The following is a 19,448-nucleotide window of genomic DNA, read 5'->3' on the forward strand; positions in this document are numbered from 1 at the left end:
CTGGCGCGCGTAGCGGTGTTCATTTGGATTCCTCGAGAATGATGTCGGCGATGCGCTCGGCGGCATCGACCTTGGCCAGGGCACGCGCGGCGTTGGCCATCTGCATGCGTCGGGCGGAATTTTCGGACAGATCGCGCAGCACGCCTTCCAACTGCGTCGCCAGCGTTTCACCCTGCTTCAGCAACACGGCCGCGCCGCGCTCGACCAGATACTCCGCATTGCGGGTCTGGTGATCGTCGACGGCCGCCGCGAACGGCACCAGCACACTGCCCACACCGACCGCGCAGAGCTCTGCCAGGGTGGAGGCACCGGAGCGGCACACGACCAGATCGGCCCAGGCGAACGCCTCGGCCATATCGGCGATGAAGGGTTCCACGCTTGCCTGCACGCCGGCATCGGCATAGGCCTGCAGCGCTTCGGCATGCAGCTTCTCGCCGCTCTGGTGACGCACCTGCACCGGCATGCCGGCGCCCAGTGCAGCCAGCGCCTTGGGCACCGCGTTGTTGAGCACGCGTGCGCCCTGGCTGCCACCGAGCACCAGCAGGTGCAACGGGCCCTGGCGATTGGCCAGGCGCAGATCCGGCGGCGTGATCGCGGCGATCTCGGCACGCACCGGATTGCCGACCGCTTCCTCGCGCTTGGCGAAGCTGCCCGGGAAACCGGCCAGCACGCGGCGCGCGACGCGCGACAGCACGCGGTTGGTCATGCCCGGGGCGCGGTTCTGTTCGTGCACCAGCAGCGGCAGGCCATGCAGGCGCGCGGCGATGCCGCCGGGGCCGGAGGCGAAGCCACCGAAGGCGATCACCGCACGCGGCTGGCGATCGCGGATCAGGAAGCCGGCCGCGCGGATCGCACGCAGCAGCCGCAGCGGCGCGCCGAGCAGGGCCAGCTTGCCCTTGCCGCGCAGGCCGCCGATGGCGAGCGTGTCGATGGGGATGTCGTGCTGCGGCACCAGGCGCGTTTCCATCGCGCCATCGGCACCCAGCCAGGTCACCGGCACGCCGCGCTCGCGCAGCACCTTGGCCACGGCCAGGCCCGGGAAGATGTGCCCCCCGGTACCACCGGCCATGATCATGACCGGGCGACGGGACGGATCGAGGCGAGGCGTGCTCATCCCATCCTCCCCAGCGTCGGCTCGATGCGCTGCTGCATGCGGCTGGTGCCACGGGTGGAGCTGTCGCGCGGTGCGGCATCACGGTTGCCGCTGTCCTGCATCGCGGCAGCGACCGCACTGGCGCTCTCGGCCCTGGGCGCATCCCCCGGCAGCGGACCCTCCTGGTCGGCACCCATGCGCACGGCCTGGCGGCGCTCGGCGCGATCCAGTTCGTAGGAGACGCGCAGCAGCAGGCCCATCGCCACGCAGGTCATCAGCACGCTCGAGCCGCCGGAGGAGATCAGCGGCAGGGTGAGGCCCTTGGTCGGCAGGATGCCGAGGTTGACCCCGATCGAGACGAAGCTCTGCATGCTGATCCACAGCCCGATGCCGAAGGCGATGTAGCCGGAGAAGTGGCGCTTCATTTCCACGCAGCGCATGCCCAGCCAGAAGGTGCGGCCAACCAGCAGTGCGTACAGCGAGATGATCAGGCAGGTGCCGAGGAAGCCCAGCTCTTCGGCGGTGACCGAGAAGATGAAGTCGGTATGCGCTTCGGGCAGGTAATAGAGCTTCTGCACCGAGTTGCCCAGGCCCACGCCGGTCCACTCGCCGCGGCCCACGGCCATCAGCGCGTTGGACAGCTGGTAGCCGTCGCCCTGCTGGTCGGCCCACGGGTCCAGGAAGGAGGTGATGCGGCGCATGCGGTACGGCTCGATGATCGCCAGCGCGCTCATGCCCACCATGCCGATGATCACCGGCATGGACATGCGCGGCATGTTGACCCCGCCCAGCACCAGCATGCCGGCGGTGATGGCCAGCAGCAGCGTGGACGAACCGAAGTCCGGCTGCAGCAGCAGCAGCACCACCAGCGCGCCGGCCACGCCGAGCGGCTTGAGCATCGCCGGCCAGGTGGCATTGACCTCATCGCGGAAGCGGACCAGGTAGCTGGACAGCCACACGATGTAGAGCACCTTGACCGCTTCGACGGTCTGGAACTTGGAGATGCCGAGGTTGATCCAGCGGCGGGCACCGTTGACGCTGCTGCCCAGGCCCGGGATGAACACCACCACCAGCAGCGCGAAGCAGCCCAGCAGCAGGATCTGGTTGTACTGCTCGATGCTCTTGAGCTCGGTGCGCATGGCGATGATCGCCAGGCCGATACCCACCGCCAGGAAGATCAGGTGGCGGTTGAGGTAGTAGAACGGGCTGCTCATCAGCGCGATCGAGCTCGACGCGACCATCACCACGCCCAGCCCGGTGAGCGCGATGATCGCGCCCAGCAGCCACTTGTCGAAGTGGCCTCCGATGGCTTCAAGGCGGGTGGCTTGGCGCGAGAGGTCGTTCATCAGCGGACCTTCAACGTGGCCAGGCCGATCAGGACCAGCACGACCGAGATGATCCAGAAGCGCACGATCACGCGTGGCTCCGGCCAGCCCTTCAGTTCGAAGTGGTGGTGGATCGGCGCCATGCGGAACACGCGCTTGCCGGTCAGCTTGAACGAGGCGACCTGGATCATCACCGACAGCGTCTCGATCACGAACACGCCACCCATCACCACCAGCACCAGTTCCTGGCGGGTGATCACCGCGATCGTGCCCAGCACCGCGCCCAGCGCCAGCGCGCCGATGTCGCCCATGAAGACCATGGCCGGATAGGTGTTGAACCAGAGGAAGCCCAGCCCTGCGCCGGCGATCGCCGCGCAGATGATGACCAGCTCACCGGCGCCCGGGATCTGCGGGATCTGCAGGTAGCTGGAGAACACCACGTTGCCCGAGGCGTAGGCGAACACGCCCAGCGCGCAGGCGACCAGCACGGTCGGCATGATCGCCAGCCCGTCCAGGCCGTCGGTCAGGTTGACCGCGTTGGAGAAGCCGACGATCCAGAAGTAGGCGATGGCCACGAAACTGATGCCGGCCAGCGGCAACGCGATCGACTTGAACATCGGGATGTAGAACGTCATCGCCGCCGGGACATCGGCGGTGTAGAACAGGAACAGACCCGCCGCGAGGCCGAAGATCGACTGCAGCAGGTACTTCCAGCGCGACTTCAGGCCGTTGGGATCACGACGGACGATCTTGATCCAGTCGTCGTACCAGCCGATCGCACCGAAGCACAGCATCACCGCCAGCACCAGCCAGACATAGCGGTTGCGCAGGTCGGCCCACAGCAGCACCGACAGCGTGATCGTCAGCAGGATCAGCGAACCGCCCATGGTCGGCGTGCCGGCCTTGGAGAAATGGGTCTGCGGCCCGTCCTTGCGGATCGGCTGGCCGCCCTTGAACTGGGCAAGCTTGCGGATCATCGCCGGGCCGAGCCACAGCGACAGGAACAGGGCGGTCAGCGCCGCGAGGATGCCGCGCAGGGTCAGGTAGCCGAACAGCCCGAACAGGCTCTCCAACTGCTGCAGCCATCGGGCCAGTTCAAGCAACATTGGGGGTTTCCTCTCCTTGCGCGAGCAGCGCTTTGACGATCGTGTCCATGGCGCTGCCACGCGAGCCCTTGACCAGGCAGCGCACGCCGGCATGCAGTTCGGTGGCGAGCGCGGCGGCCAGGGCCTGGTGGCTCTGGAAATGCTGGCCGCCTTCACCGAAGGCGGTCGAGGCGGCGGCGCTCAGCGGACCGAGCGTGTACAGCCGCGCCAGGCCAGCCTCGCGCGCACGGCGGCCGGCCTGCGCATGCAGCGCCTCGCCGTCCGGGCCGAGTTCGCGCATGTCGCCGAGCACCAGCCAGCCTTCTTCCTTCGCGCCGGCCAGGGCATCGATGGCGGCCGCCAGCGAGCCCGGGTTGGCGTTGTAACTGTCATCGACCAGCACCGCACCGCTCGGCAGCTGGTGCGCGATCTGGCGGCCCGGGACCGGCTCGGCGCGGGCCAGCCCGGCGGCGATCTGCGCCACCGTGATGCCCGCGGCCAGCGCCAGCGAGGCGGCGGCCAGCGCGTTGCTGATGTTGTGCCGGCCCGGCAGGCCCAGCGTGATCTCTGCATCGCCCTGCGGCGTGGACAGCACGAACTGGCTGCCCTGCGCGGCCGGGCGGATCGCACGCGCGCTGACATCGGCGCTGTGGTCCAGGCCGTACCGCAGCACGCGGCAGCGCGGTGGCTGGCCGACGATGTGCTGTTCGAACCAGATCCCGAAGGCGTCATCGGCATTGATCACGGCCACGCCATCGGAGGGCAGCGCCGCATAGATCGCGCCCTTGGTGGTGGCCACGCCCTGCAGGCTGCCCATGCGCTCCAGATGCGCCGGGGCGATGTTGTTCACCAGCGCGTAGTGCGGGCGCACGATCTCGGTGAGATAGGCGATATCGCCCGGCTTGCCGGCGCCCATCTCGTAGACGGCGTAGTCGGCATCTTCCGGCGCATCGAGCACCGCCAGCGGCAGGCCGATCTCATTGTTGCGGTTGCCCGGGTTGGCGTAGACCACCTTGCGGTCGTCCCGTGCCACCTGCTCCAGGATCGCCAGCAGCAGGCTCTTGACGCTGGTCTTGCCGTTGCTGCCGGTGATCGCGAACACCTCGGTGCCGCGGTCGCGCTGCATGCCGGCGGCGATGCGGCCCAGGGCGTGCTCACTGTCGGCAACCACGATCTGCGGCAGGGCCACATCCAGCAGGCGCTCGACCAGCATCGCCGAAGCACCGCGCGCCAGGGCGTCGGCTGCGAAATCATGACCATCGAAACGCTCGCCGCGCAGCGCCACGTACAGGCTGCCCGGGGCAAGCGTGCGGGTGTCATTGCTGATCGCATCGATGGCGGTGTCTTCGCCATGGATCTCGCCACCGGCCCAATGGGCGATCAGCGACAGCGGTGTGCGCTTCATGGGGCCTCCCTGCGCAGCGTGCCCGCGTTGTCTACGCGCGCGGCCAGCACTCGGCCGGCCACCTCGGTGTCGTCGAAGGCGTGCTTGACCCCGTGGATCTCCTGGTAGGGCTCATGTCCCTTGCCGGCGATCAGCACGATGTCGCCCGTGCCGGCCTGGCCGATCGCAGCAGCGATCGCGGCGGCACGGTCGCGCTGCACGGTGACGGCCGCGGGTGCGTCAAATCCCTTGAGGATGTCGGCCACGATCACGTCGCCGTCTTCGCCGCGCGGATTGTCGTCGGTGACGATCACCACGTCGGCATGCTGTTCGGCGATGGCGGCCATCTGCGGGCGCTTGCCGGTATCGCGCTCGCCGCCGCAGCCGAACACGCAGACCAGGCGGCCGGCCAGATGGCCCTGCACGCTGGTCAAGGCCTGTTCCAGCGCATCCGGGGTGTGGGCGTAATCGACCACCACGGTGGGCAGCCCACCCTCGCCGCCCAGGCGGTTCATGCGGCCGGCAATCGGCTGCAGCTGCGAGAGCAGCGCGGCGATCGCGGCCGGGGCATGGTCCAGTGCATACAGCGCACCGGCCACGGCCAGCAGGTTGTCCACGTTGAAACGGCCGAGCAGCGGCGACTGCACCGGATGGCGCTGGCCGTCGACCACCAGGTCGAAGGCGATGCCGCGCCCATCCAGGGTGAGCGAATCGGCACGCAGGCTGGCCTGTGCGGCACCGCGCGAGCTGACGCCGATCGGGCGGACGCTCGCGCCGACGGTGCGCAGCAGCTCGCTGCCGAAGCTGTCATCGAGGTTGACCACGGCAGCCTTCAGGCCATCGCGGTGGAACAGCCTGGCCTTGGCCGCACCGTACTGCGCCATGTCACCGTGATAGTCGAGATGGTCGCGGGTGAGATTGGTGAACACCGCCACGTCGTAATGCACGGCGTCCACGCGGCCCTGGTCGAGCGCGTGCGAGCTGACTTCCATCGCCACGGCCTGGGCGCCGGCATCGCGCAGCTGCGCCAGCACCTCATGCATCTGCAGCACCAGCGGCGTGGTGAACCCGGTCGGCACGACGTCGCCGTACAGACCCACGCCCAGCGTGCCGATGCTGCCACTGGCGGTGCCGAGCAGGTGCCAGGCCTGGGCCAGCAGCTGCACGGTGGAGGTCTTGCCGTTGGTGCCGGTCACTCCGACCATCGTCATCGCGCGCGAGGGATGGCCGTGGAACTGGTCGGCCATCGCACCCATGCGGTTGCGCAGGCCCGGCACGGCGATCGCATCGGCCGGCGCCGGCAGTTCGGCCGGGGCCGGCGGGTCGAACAGGATCGCTGCAGCGCCATTGGCGCGCGCCTGGTCGACAAACCCCAGCCCGTGCGCGCCGAAACCGGCGATCGCCACGAAGGCGTTGCCCGGGCGCACCGCGCGGCTGTCCAGCACCAGGCCGGTGAGGGTCGGATCGTGGCTCAGCGCCACATCGGGAAGCAACTGCGAAAGCAACATCGTCTGGCTCATTGGGTGCCTCCCTGCGCGGGCGGCACCGTGGCGTGCGCGCTGGGCAGCGCGGCATCGAATTCTGCGGCGGCGTCGGGAGCGATCACCGTTTCCGGCGGCGGCATCGGCAGCACCGAGGCCGAGTGACCCATCTTTCCGGACTGCTGCGCGGCCAGCCACGACTCGATGTCATCCGGCGGCACGTCCATCAGGCGCAGGGCGCCTTCCATGACGTTGTGGAACACCGGTGCGGACACCAGGCCGCCGTAGTACTTGCCGGCCTGCGGGTCGTTGATGACGATCACCGTGGCAAAGCGCGGGTTGGTGGCCGGCACCACCCCGGCGAACAGCGCGTTGTAATGCCCGCGCTCGTACCCGCCCGGGCCGGCCTTTCGGGCCGTACCGGTCTTGCCGGCCACGTGGTAGCCCAGCACCGCGGCCTGCTTGGCGCCGCCCTGGGTGACCACGGTTTCCATCATCGCCACCACTTCCTTGGCGATGTTCTCATCGATGATCTGCTTGCCTTCGTTGCGCTGGCCCTTGACGAAGGTCGGCGCGATCAACTTGCCGCCGTTGCCCAGCGCCGAGTACGCCGTGGCGATCTGCAGCGGGGTGACATTCAGGCCGTAGCCGTAGGACATGGTGGTCTTGGACGAGCCGCTCCAGCGTGCCGGGCGCGGCAGCACGCCGGCCGATTCGCCGGGGAAGCCGCTGTGCGGCGACACGCCGTAGCCGAAGCTGTGCACGTGGTCGTAGAAGACCTGGTCCGGCATCTTGGCCGCGATCTTGGCCGCGCCGATGTTCGAGCTGCGGGTGATCACGCCGGTGACGTTGAGCACGCCGTTGTTGCGCGGCACGTCCTTGATGGTAAACCGGCCCACGGCCATGTAGCCCGGGTTGGTATCCACCGTGGTGTCCTTGGTGACCACGCCGGACTGCAGCGCCGAGGCGATGGTCAGCGGCTTCATGGTCGAGCCGGGCTCGACCAGATCGGTCACCGCGCGGTTGCGACGGGTGTCCGGTGCCGCGCCGCCGACGGCGTTGGGGTTGTAGGTCGGCAGGTTGACCATGGCCAGCACTTCACCGGTGGCCACATCCATGATCACCATCGAGCCGCCGGCCGCCTTGTTGGCGATCAGCGCGTTGCGCAGCTCCTTGAAGGCCAGGAACTGGATGCGGCGGTCGATGCTGAGGGTAAGGTCCTTGCCCGGCTCGGCGGCGCGCAGCAGATCGCTTTCGACAGTGTCGCCCTTGCGGTTGCGGATCACGCGCTTGGCACCGGCCTTGCCGCGCAGCCATTCGTCGAAGGCCAGTTCCAGCCCTTCCTGGCCGCGGTCGTCGATATTGGTGAAGCCCAGCACGTGCGCCATCGCCTCACCCTGCGGGTAGAAGCGACGGAACTCGCGCTGCGAGGCCACGCCCGGGATCTTCAGCGCGACCACCTTCTCCGCGTCGTCCGGATTGATCCGGCGGCGCAGGTACATGAATTCCTTGTCCGCCTTCTGCGAGAGCTTGGAGGTCAGCTCGTCCAGCGGCATGCCCAGCGCGGTGGCCAGCTCCGGGATGCGGTCCGGCGCGCGCAGCAGTTCCTGCGGGTTGACCCAGATCGAGGCGACCGGCGTGGAGACCGCCACCGGCTCGCCGTTGCGGTCGGTGATCATGCCGCGCGAGGTGTTGATCGGCAGCTCGCGCAGGTAACGGGCTTCGCCCTGGCGCTGGTAGAACTCGCTGTTGATGATCTGCACGTAGGCGGCGCGGCCGACCAGCGAGACCGAGCACAAGCCGAGCGCCAGCCCCACCCACTTCAGGCGCTGGCGGAGGTTGAAGCTGTTGCGCGCACGGTTGCGCCCGGACTTGTTCATGGCCGGATCACCACGACATCGGCCGCTTCGGGGAACTTCATGCCCAGGCGCTCGCGGGCGACGCGGTCGACCCGGGTGGCCTCGGCCAGGGTGGCCTGCTCGAGCTGCAGGCGACCGAACTCGATGTTGATCTCATCGCGCGCCCGCTCGACCCGGGACAGCTCCACGAAGGTCTGGCGGTGGCGATGGCGCATGAACACCACGCCGATCGCCGAGGCGACGGTGCAGGCCAGCAGCACGATCAACAGCAGGCGGCTCATCCGGCCACCTCGCACTTCTCGGCGACGCGCAGCACGGCGCTGCGCGAGCGCGGATTGACCGCCAGCTCGTCATCGTCGGCCTTGATGGCGCCGCCGTGCAGCACCAGGGTCGGCACGAACGGCTGCGCCTCGGGCAACCGGCGGTTGCTCGGCGGGGCCTTGGCATGGCGGTTCATGAACTGCTTGACGATGCGGTCTTCCAGCGAATGGAAGCTGATCACGGCCAGGCGGCCACCGGGCTTGAGGCGCGCCAGGGCGGCATCCAGGCCGGCCTCGAGGTCGGCCAGTTCGCGGTTGATGTGGATGCGGATCGCCTGGAAGCTGCGCGTGGCCGGGTTGATCTTGTCCTTGCCACGCGGCATCACGGCGGCGATGGCATCGGCCAGTTCGGCGGTGCGGCTGAACGGCTGCTTCTCGCGGCGGGCCACCAGCGCGCGGGCGATGCGCCGGCTCTGGCGCTCTTCGCCATAGGTCCACAGGATATCGGCGATTTCGCGCTCTTCGGCACGGTTGAGCCACTGCGCCGCGCTTTCGCCGCTGTCCGGGTCCATGCGCATGTCCAGCGGGCCGTCCTTGCCGAAGCTGAAGCCGCGCTCGGCGACATCCAGCTGGGGCGAGGACACGCCCAGGTCGAACAGCACGCCATCCAGGCCCTGCGCGGTGGCATCCCAGTGCAGCAGATCGGCGAAGCTGCCACGGAAGATCGAGACGCGCGGGTCCGGCGCGAAATCACGCTCGGCTACCGCAATCGCCTCGGGATCCTTGTCCATGACCAGCAGCCGGCCTCCGGGACCGAGTTGCTCGAGCACGCCGCGGGCGTGACCGCCACGACCGAACGTGCCATCGAGATACACTCCGTTTTCGATCACCTTCAGGCCATCCAGGACCTGCGTGTACAGGACCGGCAGGTGGCCTGCCGGCGACTGCGACACCGGAAGGTGACCGGTCTGCGCTGCTCCGCGCATCCGGGCACCCCGGCTCACAACTTCAGGTCGAGCAACCCATCGCCGAGATCCTCGTCAGACAACGTCTGCTGGATCAACGCGCGATGAGCCTGCTCGCTCCACAATTCGAATTTGTCGCCCATACCGAGCAGCACCGCCTTCTTTTCAATGCCAACGGCACCACGGTGGCTGGCGGGAATACTGATGCGGCCGTTGCCGTCCAGCTCCAGATGCGCGGCCGAACCGACCAGCTTCTGTTGCAGGAGGCGCACGACGCGCTGTGTGTTGGGCTTGGACATGACGTCATCACGGACGCGTTCCCATTCCTGTTCGGCGTACAGCCAGAGGCAGCCGGACTCGAACGGGTTGTAGGTCAGGACCAGACGGTTGTTGCTCACACGCGCGACAAGGTCGCGATGCGCGGTCGGAACCGCCATGCGCCCTTTGTCGTCAACAGTGATGGCCGTCTCGCCTTGAAACACGACGTTTTCACCTTTCCTTCGCCTGGTGAAACATTGAACCACGAAAAACCACAAAAAACCCGGTTTCCCCTCTGATGCCCACCTTAGCAGTGCCGACTGGGTTGTCAACAACTTTGCGAAGGGGAAATCACTTTGAACATCAAGGGCTTGCAGCAATGTTTAGAGACTTGTTCAAGGCTTATCCACAAGTTGCTGTTTCGTCTCATTTTTTGAGATTTCGCCGAAGTTCAGGCCTGTGGAGACGGCGTGAAACATCGCCGCGTATTCAGTCCTGACGCGGTCGGCATCGTCTCGCCGCTGCGCAGAACCGGCACAATGTGAGGCATGTGTCTGCTCGCCCTCGCATGGAAAACACACCCCCTCTGGCAGCTGGTGATGGCCGGCAACCGCGATGAGTTCCACGCGCGGCCCACTGCCGCGCTGGCACGCTGGTCTCCGCCGGATGAGGCCGTGGCCGCCGGCCGCGACCTGCGCTCGGGCGGGACCTGGGCCGGGATCGGCGGGCAGGGCCGGATGGCGGTGGTGACCAACGTCCGCGACCCGCTGGCCCGGCAGGCCGGCCCCTCGCGCGGCGCCCTGGTGGCCGGCTACCTGCGCGACGACGCGCCGGCCGCCGTCTTCGCCGACCAGCTCGCCGCGCGCGCGGTGGAATTCGCCCCCTTCAACCTGGTGCTGGCCGACCGCGACAGCTGCCAGTTCCTGGGCAACCATCCCCTGCACCGCCAACCGCTGGCCCCGGGCATCCATGGCGTGTCCAACGGGCCGCTGGACGCGCCGTGGCCGAAAACCGTGACATTGAACGCAGCGCTGCGCGCGTGGGTGGACGCCGGCAGCGAGGACCTGACCCCGCTGTGGGACGCCCTGCGCGATGAGACCCGCGCCGACGACCGCGCCCTGCCCGACACCGGCATCGGCCTGGCGCGCGAGCGCTGGCTGTCCTCCGCCTTCATCCGCAGCCCCGAGTACGGCACCCGCGCCAGCACGATCATCGCGCTGGACGCCAACGGCCACGGCTTCATCGCCGAGCGCCGGTTCGATGCGGAGGGTGACTGCATCGGCGAGACCCGGCTGACGACCACGCGGCTGTCTGCGCCGAGGTGACGTGAATGTGGGACAATGCGCGCGGCGGAGTCGGCCAGACAGTCGCGTCATCCCTTGCGGATGCCGAGGAAAGTCCGGGCTCCACAGGGCAAGGTGCCAGGTAACGCCTGGGCGGCGCGAGCCGACGGAAAGTGCAACAGAAAGATACCGCCTACGTTTCCTTCGGGAAGCCGGTAAGGGTGAAATGGTGCGGTAAGAGCGCACCGCGAGTCTGGTAACAGACCGGCACGGCAAACCCCACCTGGAGCAAGACCAAATAGGGACCTAATGGCGTGGCCCGCGTCGGGTCCGGGTAGGTTGCTTGAGCGCTGCGGTGACGCAGCGCCTAGAAGAATGACTGTCCACGACAAAACCCGGCTTATCGGCCGGCTCCGCCGCTTTTTTCGTCATGACGAAAAAGCCCCAAGGTTTGCAGCGCAAACCTGGGGCCCCGGGCCACCAGCGCCCCATTCCCCGCGGCTGTCGCTGCGCCCCCCTTTACTAAAGGGGGCTGTGCATCCAGACGGTTGGCGTGGGCCGGCATTCAATCTGCCCGCGCGGTAGAGCCACCCCATGGGTGGCTGCCTCACGTTCTGGCACCGCGTGCAGCCACCCATGGGGTGGCTCTACCTTCTTTGGCACCGCGTGCAGCCACCCATGGGGTGGCTCTACCTTCTTTGGCACCGCGTGCAGCCACCCATGGGGTGGCGCGACCGGCCGATCAACCGCCGTACAGGGCTTTTCTGGGGGCACCGGTGAGTTCGGCGGCGAGCTTGGCTGCGGTGGACGGCGGGAGGTGTTCGCTGAGCTTGGCGTACATGCGGCGGCCGGCGGCCAACTGAGCCTCCTCATTGTCGGCCGCGCCCTGCACCATCACCACGAACTCGCCCTTGCGCTGGTTGTCATCCGCCTCGACCTGCTGCAGCAGCGAGGCCAGGTCGCCGTCCAGCACGGTCTCGAACAGCTTGGTCAGTTCGCGGGCCAGCACCGCCGGCCGCTCGGGCCCGAACGCGGCGACCATGTCCGCCAGCGATTCGGTGATCCGGTGCGAGGATTCGTAGAACACCAGGGTGCGGGTCTCACCGGCAAGCGCGTTGAGGCGCTCGCGGCGGCCGGAGGCCTTGGCCGGCAGGAACCCTTCGAAGGTGAAGCGGTCGCTGGGCAGCCCGGCCACGCTCAGTGCGGCAATCGCGGCGCAGGCGCCGGGCACCGGGCTGACCTTGATCCCGGCTTCGCGCGCGGCGCGGACCAGGCGGTAGCCCGGATCGCTCACCAGCGGGGTGCCGGCGTCGCTGACCAGCGCCAGCGACTCACCGGCCAGCAGGCGCGCCACGATCCGCTGCGACAGCGCTTCCTCATTGTGATCGTGCAGCGCCACCAGTGGCTGCTGGATGCCGAAGTGGGCCAGCAGCTGGCCGCTGCGGCGGGTGTCCTCGGCGCAGATCGCGGCCACCGAACGCAGCACGTCCTGTGCCCGCGGGGTCAGATCGGCGAGGTTGCCGATCGGGGTGGCAACGACATACAGCGTGGGGACAGCACTCATCAGCGGCTCTTCCGTGGTCAAGGGTAGAATCGTACCGTTCCCCGGCCACGGCCGCTGCCCCCATCGAATGGACCTGATCATGAACAAGCCCGTCGTAAGGATCTCCGCCCTTTCGTTGTCGCTGATGCTGCTTGCCGGCTGCGCCACGACCAGCTTCACCAGCGCGCCGGAATCGCCGGCCCAGAGCCAGGCCCTGGCCTTGATCGAGCAGGGCAAGCCGCGCGATGCGGCGCTCCAGCTTGAAGCGCTGGCCAACACCCTGCGCGGCAGTGCCCGCAGCGCTGCCCTGGCCGATGCCGCCTTTGCCTGGCACGAAGCCGGCGATGCCACCCGTGCCCGCACCCTGCTGGCCCAGGTCACCGCGCGCCAGCTCAGCGGCGCCAGCCTGCAGCGCTACCAGCTGACCACCGCCGAACTGGCGCTGGCCGACAAGCAGCCGGCGCAGGCGCTGGCCGCGCTGAAGGATTCGGCCGATGCGGTCACCCCCTCGCTGCGCACGCGCTGGCAGCTGGCCCGCGCCAACGCGCTGCAGGCCACGGGTGACAACCTCGGTGCCGCGCTTGAGCGCGCCCGTGCGCACGCCGCACTGACCGGCAAGGCGCGCAGCGACAACCAGCAGGCCATCGCCGGGCTGCTCGGCACGCTGGACGATGCCACCCTGCGCGCCCGCGCCGCCGCCCTGCCGGCCAATGAGCCGCTGTACAACTTCGCCGGCCGTGCGCTGATCGCCCGCGGCCTGCCTCTGCCGCGTCCGTTCGATCGCGAAGCCGCCTCGCAGTTCGATACCAGCAAGCGCCCGCCGGCCATGAGCGATGGCTACCGGCCACCGGTGAAGATGGCCGTGCTGCTGCCGCTCAGCGGCCGCCTGGCCACCGCTGCGCAGCCGGTCCGCGATGGCCTGCTCAGCGGTTACTACGGTGAAACCCGCCGCCGCCCGGACATCCAGTTCATCGATACCGCCGGCACCGCGGCCGGGGCCGTTGCGGCCTACGACAAGGCCGTGACCGCCGGCGCCGATTTCATCGTCGGCCCGCTCGGCCGCGACGAAGTGGATGCCGTGTTCGGCCGCCGCGAGCTGCCGGTGCCGGTGCTGGCGCTGAACCGCGGCAAGGACACCCCGCCGGCCGGCAGCGCCGGTTTCTCGCTGGCCCCGGAAGACGACGGCATCATCGCCGCCGAGTATCTTCGCGGCCGCGAGCGCAGCAAGGTGCTGGTGATCCACAGCAACGATGACAACGGCCGCCGTGCCGCTGCCGCCTTCCGCGAGCGCTTCGCGCAGCGTGGTGGCCAGGTGGTGGCGACGATCGGCGTCAGCGACACCGTCGGTGATATCGGCGCGCAGGTGCGTGCAGCCGGTGCCATCGACGGCGTGCTGCTGGCGGTCAAGGCACCGCAGGCGCGTGCGCTGACGCCGCAACTCGCACTGGCCGGTGCGGGCGGCGCCACCCGCGTCGGCACCTCCCAGCTCACCGTCGGCGCCGGCAAGCCCGAAGAAGACATGGCGCTGGACGGCATCGTCTACCCGAACGAAGCCTGGAACGTGCGCGGCGTGCCCGGCCTGCCAGCCGCGTCCACCGCCGGGCAGATCCTGCCCTCGGCACGTGGCGCCTCCGGTCGGCTGTTCGCGTTTGGTTTCGACGCTTGGAAGATCAGCGCCTACCTGGACAAGGTCGCCACCGAAGGCGGCCTGGCCGGCGCCACCGGCACCCTGTTCCTGGACAGCAACGGCAACGTGCTGCGGGTACCGGCATGGTCGACCTTCAGCGGCGGCCGGCCGATGCCGATCGCCAGCAGCAACTGATCGGCGTGCCGACAGGGCGCGCGCTACGTGGCGCGGCGGTGGAAGCCGCCGCGCAGCACCATCTCCGTGAGGCCGGGCTGCGCCCGGTCACCACCAACGCGCGTTATCGCCGCGGTGAAATCGACCTGATCATGCGCGACGGCGATGTCGTCGTGTTCGTGGAAGTGCGCTACCGCGCCAGTGCCCGCTTTGGCGGCGGCGCGGCCTCGGTGGACCTGCGCAAGCGACGCAAGCTGGTGATCGCCGCGCAGTTGTTCCTGCAATCGCATCCCTGGCTGGCCGAGCAGCCCTGCCGCTTCGACGTGGTTGAAGCCAGTGGCGAGCCGCCGCAGCTGAACTGGCTGCGCGACGCGTTCCGGTTGGAAGACTGCTGATGCCGGCGAGCGTTACCCGCGCCTCATTCCACCGCCGTCGGGGTGCGCCGCGCCGATGTGCCCCAGCCGATACCCGGACCCGATGATGACCACCGCCCTGCCCGCTGCGTTCGCTGCCACCCTGCATGCCCTGCTTGGCGAGGACGGCTGGCGCACCGATGACAGCGCACTGGACGCACATGCGCAGGACAACTCCTGGCGGCACCAGCGCCCGGCTGCGGTGGCACTGCCGTCAGACATCGAACAGGTGCAGGCGCTGGTGCGTGCCTGCCGCGTGCATGGCGTGGCCCTGGTCGCGCGCGGCGCGGGTACCGGCACCACCGGCGCTGCGGTGCCGTCGCCCGGCAGCATCGTGCTGTCGTTCACCCGCATGGACCGCATCGTCGAGATCCGCGCCGGTGACCGCTGCGCGGTGGTGCAGCCGGGCGTGCTCAACGGAACGCTGCAGCAGGCACTGGCACCGCACGGCCTGTTCTGGGCACCGGATCCTTCCAGCGCCGAGATCTGCAGCATCGGCGGCAACCTGGCCTGCAATGCCGGCGGTCCGCGCGCGGTGAAGTACGGCACCAGCCGCGACAACGTGCTGGGCCTGGTGGCGGTGACCGGTGCCGGCGAGGTGATCCGCTGCGGTGGCGCCTACACCAAGGACGCCACCGGTTACGACCTGACCCACCTGCTGGTGGGCAGTGAAGGCACGCTGGCGCTGATCGTGGAAGCCACGCTGAAGCTTACCCCACTGCCGGTCAGCCAAGCCGGGCTGCGTGTGCTGTACCGCGATGCCGACGCGGCCGCCGCTGCCGTGTCACGCCTGATGTCGCAGCCGGTCGTTCCCACGCGCTTGGAATTCATGGACGCGCGCAGCCTTGAACTGCTGCGGCTCAATGGCGCCGACGTGCCAGAGGCCGGTGCGATGCTGCTGGTCGAGGCCGATGGCGACCACGACACCCTGCCCTATCTGCTGCAGGCGCTGGCTGCTGCTGCCGAGGGTGACGGCATGATCGCGCTGGACGTGGCCATGGAAGGGGCCGCGCGCGAAAAACTGTGGGCTGCACGCAAGGCGCTGTCGCCCGCGCTGCGCAGCATCGCCCCGGGCAAGATCAACGAAGACGTGGTGGTGCCGGTATCGCGCATTCCGGAGCTGGTGGCCGGCGTGCAGGCACTAGCGCACGAGTACACGCTGACCATCGTCACCTTCGGTCATGCCGGCAACGGCAACCTGCACGTCAACATCCTCTACCACCCCGACGACGCCGACGAGAACGCACGCGCGCATGCCGCGCTGCCGAAGATCTTCGAACTGACGCTGGCGTTGGGCGGCACGCTGTCGGGCGAGCATGGCATCGGCCTGGCCAAGCGCGACTTCATGGCCAAGGCGTTCACCGCGGAAACGCTGGCGGCGATGCGCGCGATCAAGGCCGCGCTGGACCCGGATGGCATCCTCAACCCGGGCAAGGTGCTGCCGCCGGCTTAACGATCCGCCGGGCATGGCCCGGCGCTACCGATTGCCCGGCGTCGGATCCCACTGCCAAGCACTGGGATCCGACCCCACCCACACTGCTTACCAGGCCATGCGCAGACCCACCTGGCCACCCACGTTGCGGTAGCCGTGGTCGCCGCGCTGCACGGTCATGCCACCCCATGCGCCCCAGCGCTGGCCCAGCTTCAACTCGGCACCGGCCTGCACCTCGTAGCGGTTGCGCGGCACCTCCGCGCCCAGCGTGTCACCGTTGAACTGCAGCGTGCTGGTACCACTGCCACGCAGCCAGTTGACGCCCAGGTACGGCTGCACGATGTTGCCGGCTGCGGTGCCATGGCCGAACACGCGCGCGCCCAAACGCCCGCTCAGGCCACCGGCTTCGGCACGGTCGATCACTGTACCGTTGCTCTCCACATGGCGGTCGGCGCGGTAGTCTGCATACGTCAGCTGCAACTGCGGCTGCACATACAGCGCACTGGCGGCGCCCTGCCACACATTGAAGGTGTAGCCGGTCTCCAGCGACGCACTGGCCACGCGCGAATCATAGTGCTCCGGCTCCAGGCCGATGCCCTGCACCCGGTTGTCGAAACGGCCGTACTGCAGGTTTGCATCGATGTAGGCACCCTGCGTGCCATCGGCATCCTGCATCCAGGTGCCGTACACCCCTGCCGCGTTACCGCGGACGCGACCCTTGGCGCTGTAGCCGGTCAGCCCGGACACTACCGTGCTGTCGGTGCGGCCGCTGCCCAGCATCACGCCAAAGGCCGCGTTACCCCGGCGCAGCACGTCGCTGCCGATCTGCAGTACCGACGTATTGCCATCCACCGACAGCTGACCGCCCACCGCGCTGAAATCCGCCTGCTGGCGGCCCACGCGCGCCCAGGCAGTGGGGCCGTCCTGTAGCGACACCGCGCCAACACGGTCGTTCAGGCGATGGGCAAACATGTTGATGGCGGCCGACTGATTGGCCAGGTAGGCACCTGCCTCCGGGCGCAGCACCGGCGCCGGAATCACCGGGGAGTCGCCACCTTCGCCTTCTTCGCCGCCCTCACCTTCTTCGCCGCCTTCACCCGGGTCAGGCCCCGGACCCGGGCCCGGATCGACCGCGCAGCCCGGCGCACCCGGATCGTCCTTGCAGACATCGAACCACTGCGAGCGCAGGTACCAGTTGCCATCGGAAGGATCGGCAAGCCCGCCCTGAAACAGGAAGTACTCATGGGAACCACCCACTGCACGCCCGGCCAGCGCATAGGTCGCCAGCGATGCGCCGTCCACCTCGATCAGCTGGATGCCGTCGGTCGTCTGGCCGCCGACACCACCCATGTTCTTCACCGCGATCCTCGCGTCTCCCGAGGTATCGCCACGCACATGCAGGCGATCAAAGGCGCTGTGGTCACCGCCCAGCGCCCCCTGGAACAGGAACGTCGCACCTTCGCTGTGCAGGTCACCGTCCACGGTGAGCGTGTTGAATCGACCACTGCCGTCGGACAACGCCACGCCACTGTTGAGCACCTGCAGTTCACCCACCGTGGCATCGCTGGTCAGCGTCCACTGGCTGCCGCGTTCAATCGCCATCGTCTGCACCAGGTCGGAAGACCCCTGCCACAGCGATCCGTCCGCCAGGCGCACGTGCACATCGGACTGCGGCACCAGGCCGGCGTCCTCGTCCTCGGGCGTGATGACGATGTCGCCGACCATCTGCGAGTGAACATCCAACACCACGTCAAAACGCCCGGCCACTGCTGCATCCAGCGCGATGGCAATGCCGTTGCCACCCGATACGTATGCACCGTTGGCCAGGGTCAGCCCTGCATCACGGCTGCTGCGCACCCATACGCCGCCATGCTGCGCGCTTGCCAGCGAACCACCGTCGATGCCCAGACTGCCGCTGTCGTTGATCACCGCGGCCCACGCGCCTTCGCCTTCGGTGCGGACGTGCGTGTTGGTCAATGTCATCCCACCGCCGCCACCGGTCAGTACGCCGTGCGCCTGCTGTCCTTCAGTGAGGATGACACTGTCCTGCAGGTGGAGGTTGCCGCCCTGGCGCGCCACCGCGCCAATCGCACCGCTACCAGAGGTGTGGACCTGGGCAGCGCGTGCGTTGATGGTCGCCCTCGCGCCGAAGGCGGTGAAGTCGGCATACAGCCCATGACTGCTCTCGCCGGACGTGGTCACATCCACGCGTTCCAGATCCGCGGTGCCGGCTCGCACATCGATGCCGACCGCACGATCTCCCTCGCTGATGATCGCACTGCGTGACATCGCCAGTGTCGAATCGGCAAACATGACCACGGTTCCAACCCCGTTGCCGGTGCTGTGCAGTGTGGAGTCGGCCACGGTGACCGTGTTGCCGCGACCATTGATGTCCAGCGCAATGCCCTTGGCACTCACCGTGCTTCCTGCAAGTTCAAGCTGGTTGTTGTCCTGCAGCCAGATACCCGATTCACCTTCGATCGCCACATCGGACAGCACCATGTTCGCACCGGTGGCCGACACCGCGCGGCTACCCAGCCCCATCGCCGAGATCGAGCCACCGGTCATGGTGATGTCACCGCCACCGGCGAGGCCGACCGACGACACACCCTCCATGCGGATGTTTACATCCTGCAGCGTGGCCTGGCTGCCGGTATGCGCCACAACGCCCATGCCGGTGCCCTTGTTGATGACGTCGGTCGCCGTCAGATGCAGTTCACCTCCCGTCGTCGCCAGCGCCGTGGTGGCACCAAAGCCGGTGGTGACCAAGGTCGAGCCGTTCAGTTCAATACGGCTGCCAGTTCCTTCGGCACGGGCGGCGGATGCGCCACCGCCGCTGGCGCTCACGTTGACCGCACCCAGCGGCACGATGCTGCCGCCGTTGAGCGCATGGAAGGCATGATTGCCCACGCCGGTTGCGCTGTAATCACCCGCTGCAGGGGTTTGCTCATCACCGTCGGCAATGACCTGCTGCGCGTGTGCCTGCCCGGGAATGCCTGCAGCGAGTACGGCGGCGAGGGCCATGGCCAGCGCTGAGTAGTGAATGTGATGGGGTCGCATGTGGGGGGTCTCTTTTTGTCGGGAGCGGCATGGTGGATGTCGTGTTGCGCACCCACCATCCAATTAGTTGTAATCTCGCTAGCGGCATGGCAGCGACCTCGCGAGGCAAGGGGCCGCAGTGCGCCTGGGCAGCGCCCACTACCGCGCTGCGCGAACGCCCAGCTGCCCGGCGCAGGTGCCGGGGGGACGCAGTGCAGCCACTTCAA

15 protein-coding genes and 1 other RNA gene are annotated in these 19,448 nt (G+C 68.4%); 5 read left to right on the forward strand and 11 right to left on the reverse strand.

Translation table 11 applies throughout. The annotated features are described in order from the left end of the window. Nucleotides 1-19: 19 nt before the first annotated feature. Genes murG through mraZ form a run of 9 tightly spaced genes read right to left on the reverse strand, consistent with a single transcriptional unit; the run spans nucleotide 20 to nucleotide 9,934 of the window. On the reverse strand, nucleotides 20-1,114 hold the full coding sequence (gene murG / locus PV764_RS10370; RefSeq protein ID WP_421116560.1) for an undecaprenyldiphospho-muramoylpentapeptide beta-N-acetylglucosaminyltransferase: 1,095 nt from the start codon (nucleotides 1,112-1,114) through the stop codon (nucleotides 20-22). Next, on the reverse strand, nucleotides 1,111-2,439 hold the full coding sequence (gene ftsW, locus PV764_RS10375; RefSeq protein WP_421116561.1) for a putative lipid II flippase FtsW: 1,329 nt from the start codon (nucleotides 2,437-2,439) through the stop codon (nucleotides 1,111-1,113). Before ftsW ends, murG begins: the two co-directional genes overlap by 4 nt. Next, nucleotides 2,439-3,524 carry a phospho-N-acetylmuramoyl-pentapeptide-transferase gene (gene mraY / locus PV764_RS10380; RefSeq protein WP_019182488.1) on the reverse strand — a complete coding sequence of 362 codons (1,086 nt, stop codon included), beginning with the start codon at nucleotides 3,522-3,524 and terminating at the stop codon, nucleotides 2,439-2,441. The genes ftsW and mraY overlap by 1 nt, the downstream gene beginning before the upstream one ends. Continuing rightward, nucleotides 3,514-4,908 (reverse strand): UDP-N-acetylmuramoyl-tripeptide--D-alanyl-D-alanine ligase, encoded by a 1,395-nt coding sequence (locus tag PV764_RS10385; protein ID WP_421116562.1) that lies wholly within the window; start codon nucleotides 4,906-4,908, stop codon nucleotides 3,514-3,516. Before PV764_RS10385 ends, mraY begins: the two co-directional genes overlap by 11 nt. Continuing rightward, on the reverse strand, nucleotides 4,905-6,407 hold the full coding sequence (locus tag PV764_RS10390; RefSeq protein ID WP_421116563.1) for a UDP-N-acetylmuramoyl-L-alanyl-D-glutamate--2,6-diaminopimelate ligase: 1,503 nt from the start codon (nucleotides 6,405-6,407) through the stop codon (nucleotides 4,905-4,907). The genes PV764_RS10385 and PV764_RS10390 overlap by 4 nt, the downstream gene beginning before the upstream one ends. Next, nucleotides 6,404-8,248 carry a peptidoglycan D,D-transpeptidase FtsI family protein gene (locus tag PV764_RS10395; protein ID WP_019182491.1) on the reverse strand — a complete coding sequence of 615 codons (1,845 nt, stop codon included), beginning with the start codon at nucleotides 8,246-8,248 and terminating at the stop codon, nucleotides 6,404-6,406. The genes PV764_RS10390 and PV764_RS10395 overlap by 4 nt, the downstream gene beginning before the upstream one ends. Next, complete coding sequence (gene ftsL, locus PV764_RS10400) at nucleotides 8,245-8,508, reverse strand: cell division protein FtsL (RefSeq protein ID WP_019182492.1); 264 nt, start codon at nucleotides 8,506-8,508, stop codon at nucleotides 8,245-8,247. The genes PV764_RS10395 and ftsL overlap by 4 nt, the downstream gene beginning before the upstream one ends. Further along, on the reverse strand, nucleotides 8,505-9,473 hold the full coding sequence (rsmH, locus tag PV764_RS10405) for a 16S rRNA (cytosine(1402)-N(4))-methyltransferase RsmH (RefSeq protein WP_284128366.1): 969 nt from the start codon (nucleotides 9,471-9,473) through the stop codon (nucleotides 8,505-8,507). The genes ftsL and rsmH overlap by 4 nt, the downstream gene beginning before the upstream one ends. A gap of 14 nt (nucleotides 9,474-9,487) precedes the next feature. Further along, entirely contained in the window at nucleotides 9,488-9,934 is a 447-nt protein-coding gene (gene mraZ, locus PV764_RS10410) for a division/cell wall cluster transcriptional repressor MraZ (protein ID WP_019182494.1), read from the reverse strand. Between the two features lie 324 nt (nucleotides 9,935-10,258). Between mraZ and PV764_RS10415 the strand changes: the two genes are divergently transcribed. Both PV764_RS10415 and rnpB read left to right on the forward strand, forming a co-directional pair. Then, complete coding sequence (locus PV764_RS10415) at nucleotides 10,259-11,035, forward strand: NRDE family protein (RefSeq protein ID WP_421116564.1); 777 nt, start codon at nucleotides 10,259-10,261, stop codon at nucleotides 11,033-11,035. A gap of 26 nt (nucleotides 11,036-11,061) precedes the next feature. Next, nucleotides 11,062-11,412: RNase P RNA component class A (rnpB, locus tag PV764_RS10420), an RNA gene on the forward strand. A gap of 323 nt (nucleotides 11,413-11,735) precedes the next feature. Here rnpB and rsmI read toward each other — a convergent pair. Continuing rightward, on the reverse strand, nucleotides 11,736-12,557 hold the full coding sequence (gene rsmI / locus PV764_RS10425; protein WP_421116565.1) for a 16S rRNA (cytidine(1402)-2'-O)-methyltransferase: 822 nt from the start codon (nucleotides 12,555-12,557) through the stop codon (nucleotides 11,736-11,738). Nucleotides 12,558-12,636: 79 nt separating this feature from the next. Here rsmI and PV764_RS10430 point away from each other — a divergent pair, with 79 nt between their 5' ends. The 3 genes from PV764_RS10430 (at nucleotide 12,637) to PV764_RS10440 (ending at nucleotide 16,203) form a co-directional block, all read left to right on the forward strand. Then, the gene (locus PV764_RS10430) at nucleotides 12,637-14,358 is read left to right on the forward strand and encodes a penicillin-binding protein activator (protein ID WP_046272762.1); all 1,722 of its coding nucleotides are present in this window, start codon (nucleotides 12,637-12,639) and stop codon (nucleotides 14,356-14,358) included. After that, nucleotides 14,307-14,732 (forward strand): YraN family protein, encoded by a 426-nt coding sequence (locus PV764_RS10435; RefSeq protein ID WP_399618624.1) that lies wholly within the window; start codon nucleotides 14,307-14,309, stop codon nucleotides 14,730-14,732. The genes PV764_RS10430 and PV764_RS10435 overlap by 52 nt, the downstream gene beginning before the upstream one ends. An 85-nt stretch (nucleotides 14,733-14,817) precedes the next feature. Continuing rightward, on the forward strand, nucleotides 14,818-16,203 hold the full coding sequence (locus PV764_RS10440) for an FAD-binding oxidoreductase (RefSeq protein ID WP_421116566.1): 1,386 nt from the start codon (nucleotides 14,818-14,820) through the stop codon (nucleotides 16,201-16,203). A gap of 87 nt (nucleotides 16,204-16,290) precedes the next feature. On the opposite strand, the gene PV764_RS10445 is transcribed toward PV764_RS10440, so the two are convergent. Further along, on the reverse strand, nucleotides 16,291-19,242 hold the full coding sequence (locus PV764_RS10445; protein ID WP_421116567.1) for an autotransporter outer membrane beta-barrel domain-containing protein: 2,952 nt from the start codon (nucleotides 19,240-19,242) through the stop codon (nucleotides 16,291-16,293). Nucleotides 19,243-19,448: the final 206 nt, after the last annotated feature.

Source organism: Stenotrophomonas sp. AS1, assembly GCF_048957655.1.
In the GTDB taxonomy this organism is placed as follows: Bacteria; Pseudomonadota; Gammaproteobacteria; order Xanthomonadales; family Xanthomonadaceae; genus Stenotrophomonas; species Stenotrophomonas bentonitica_A.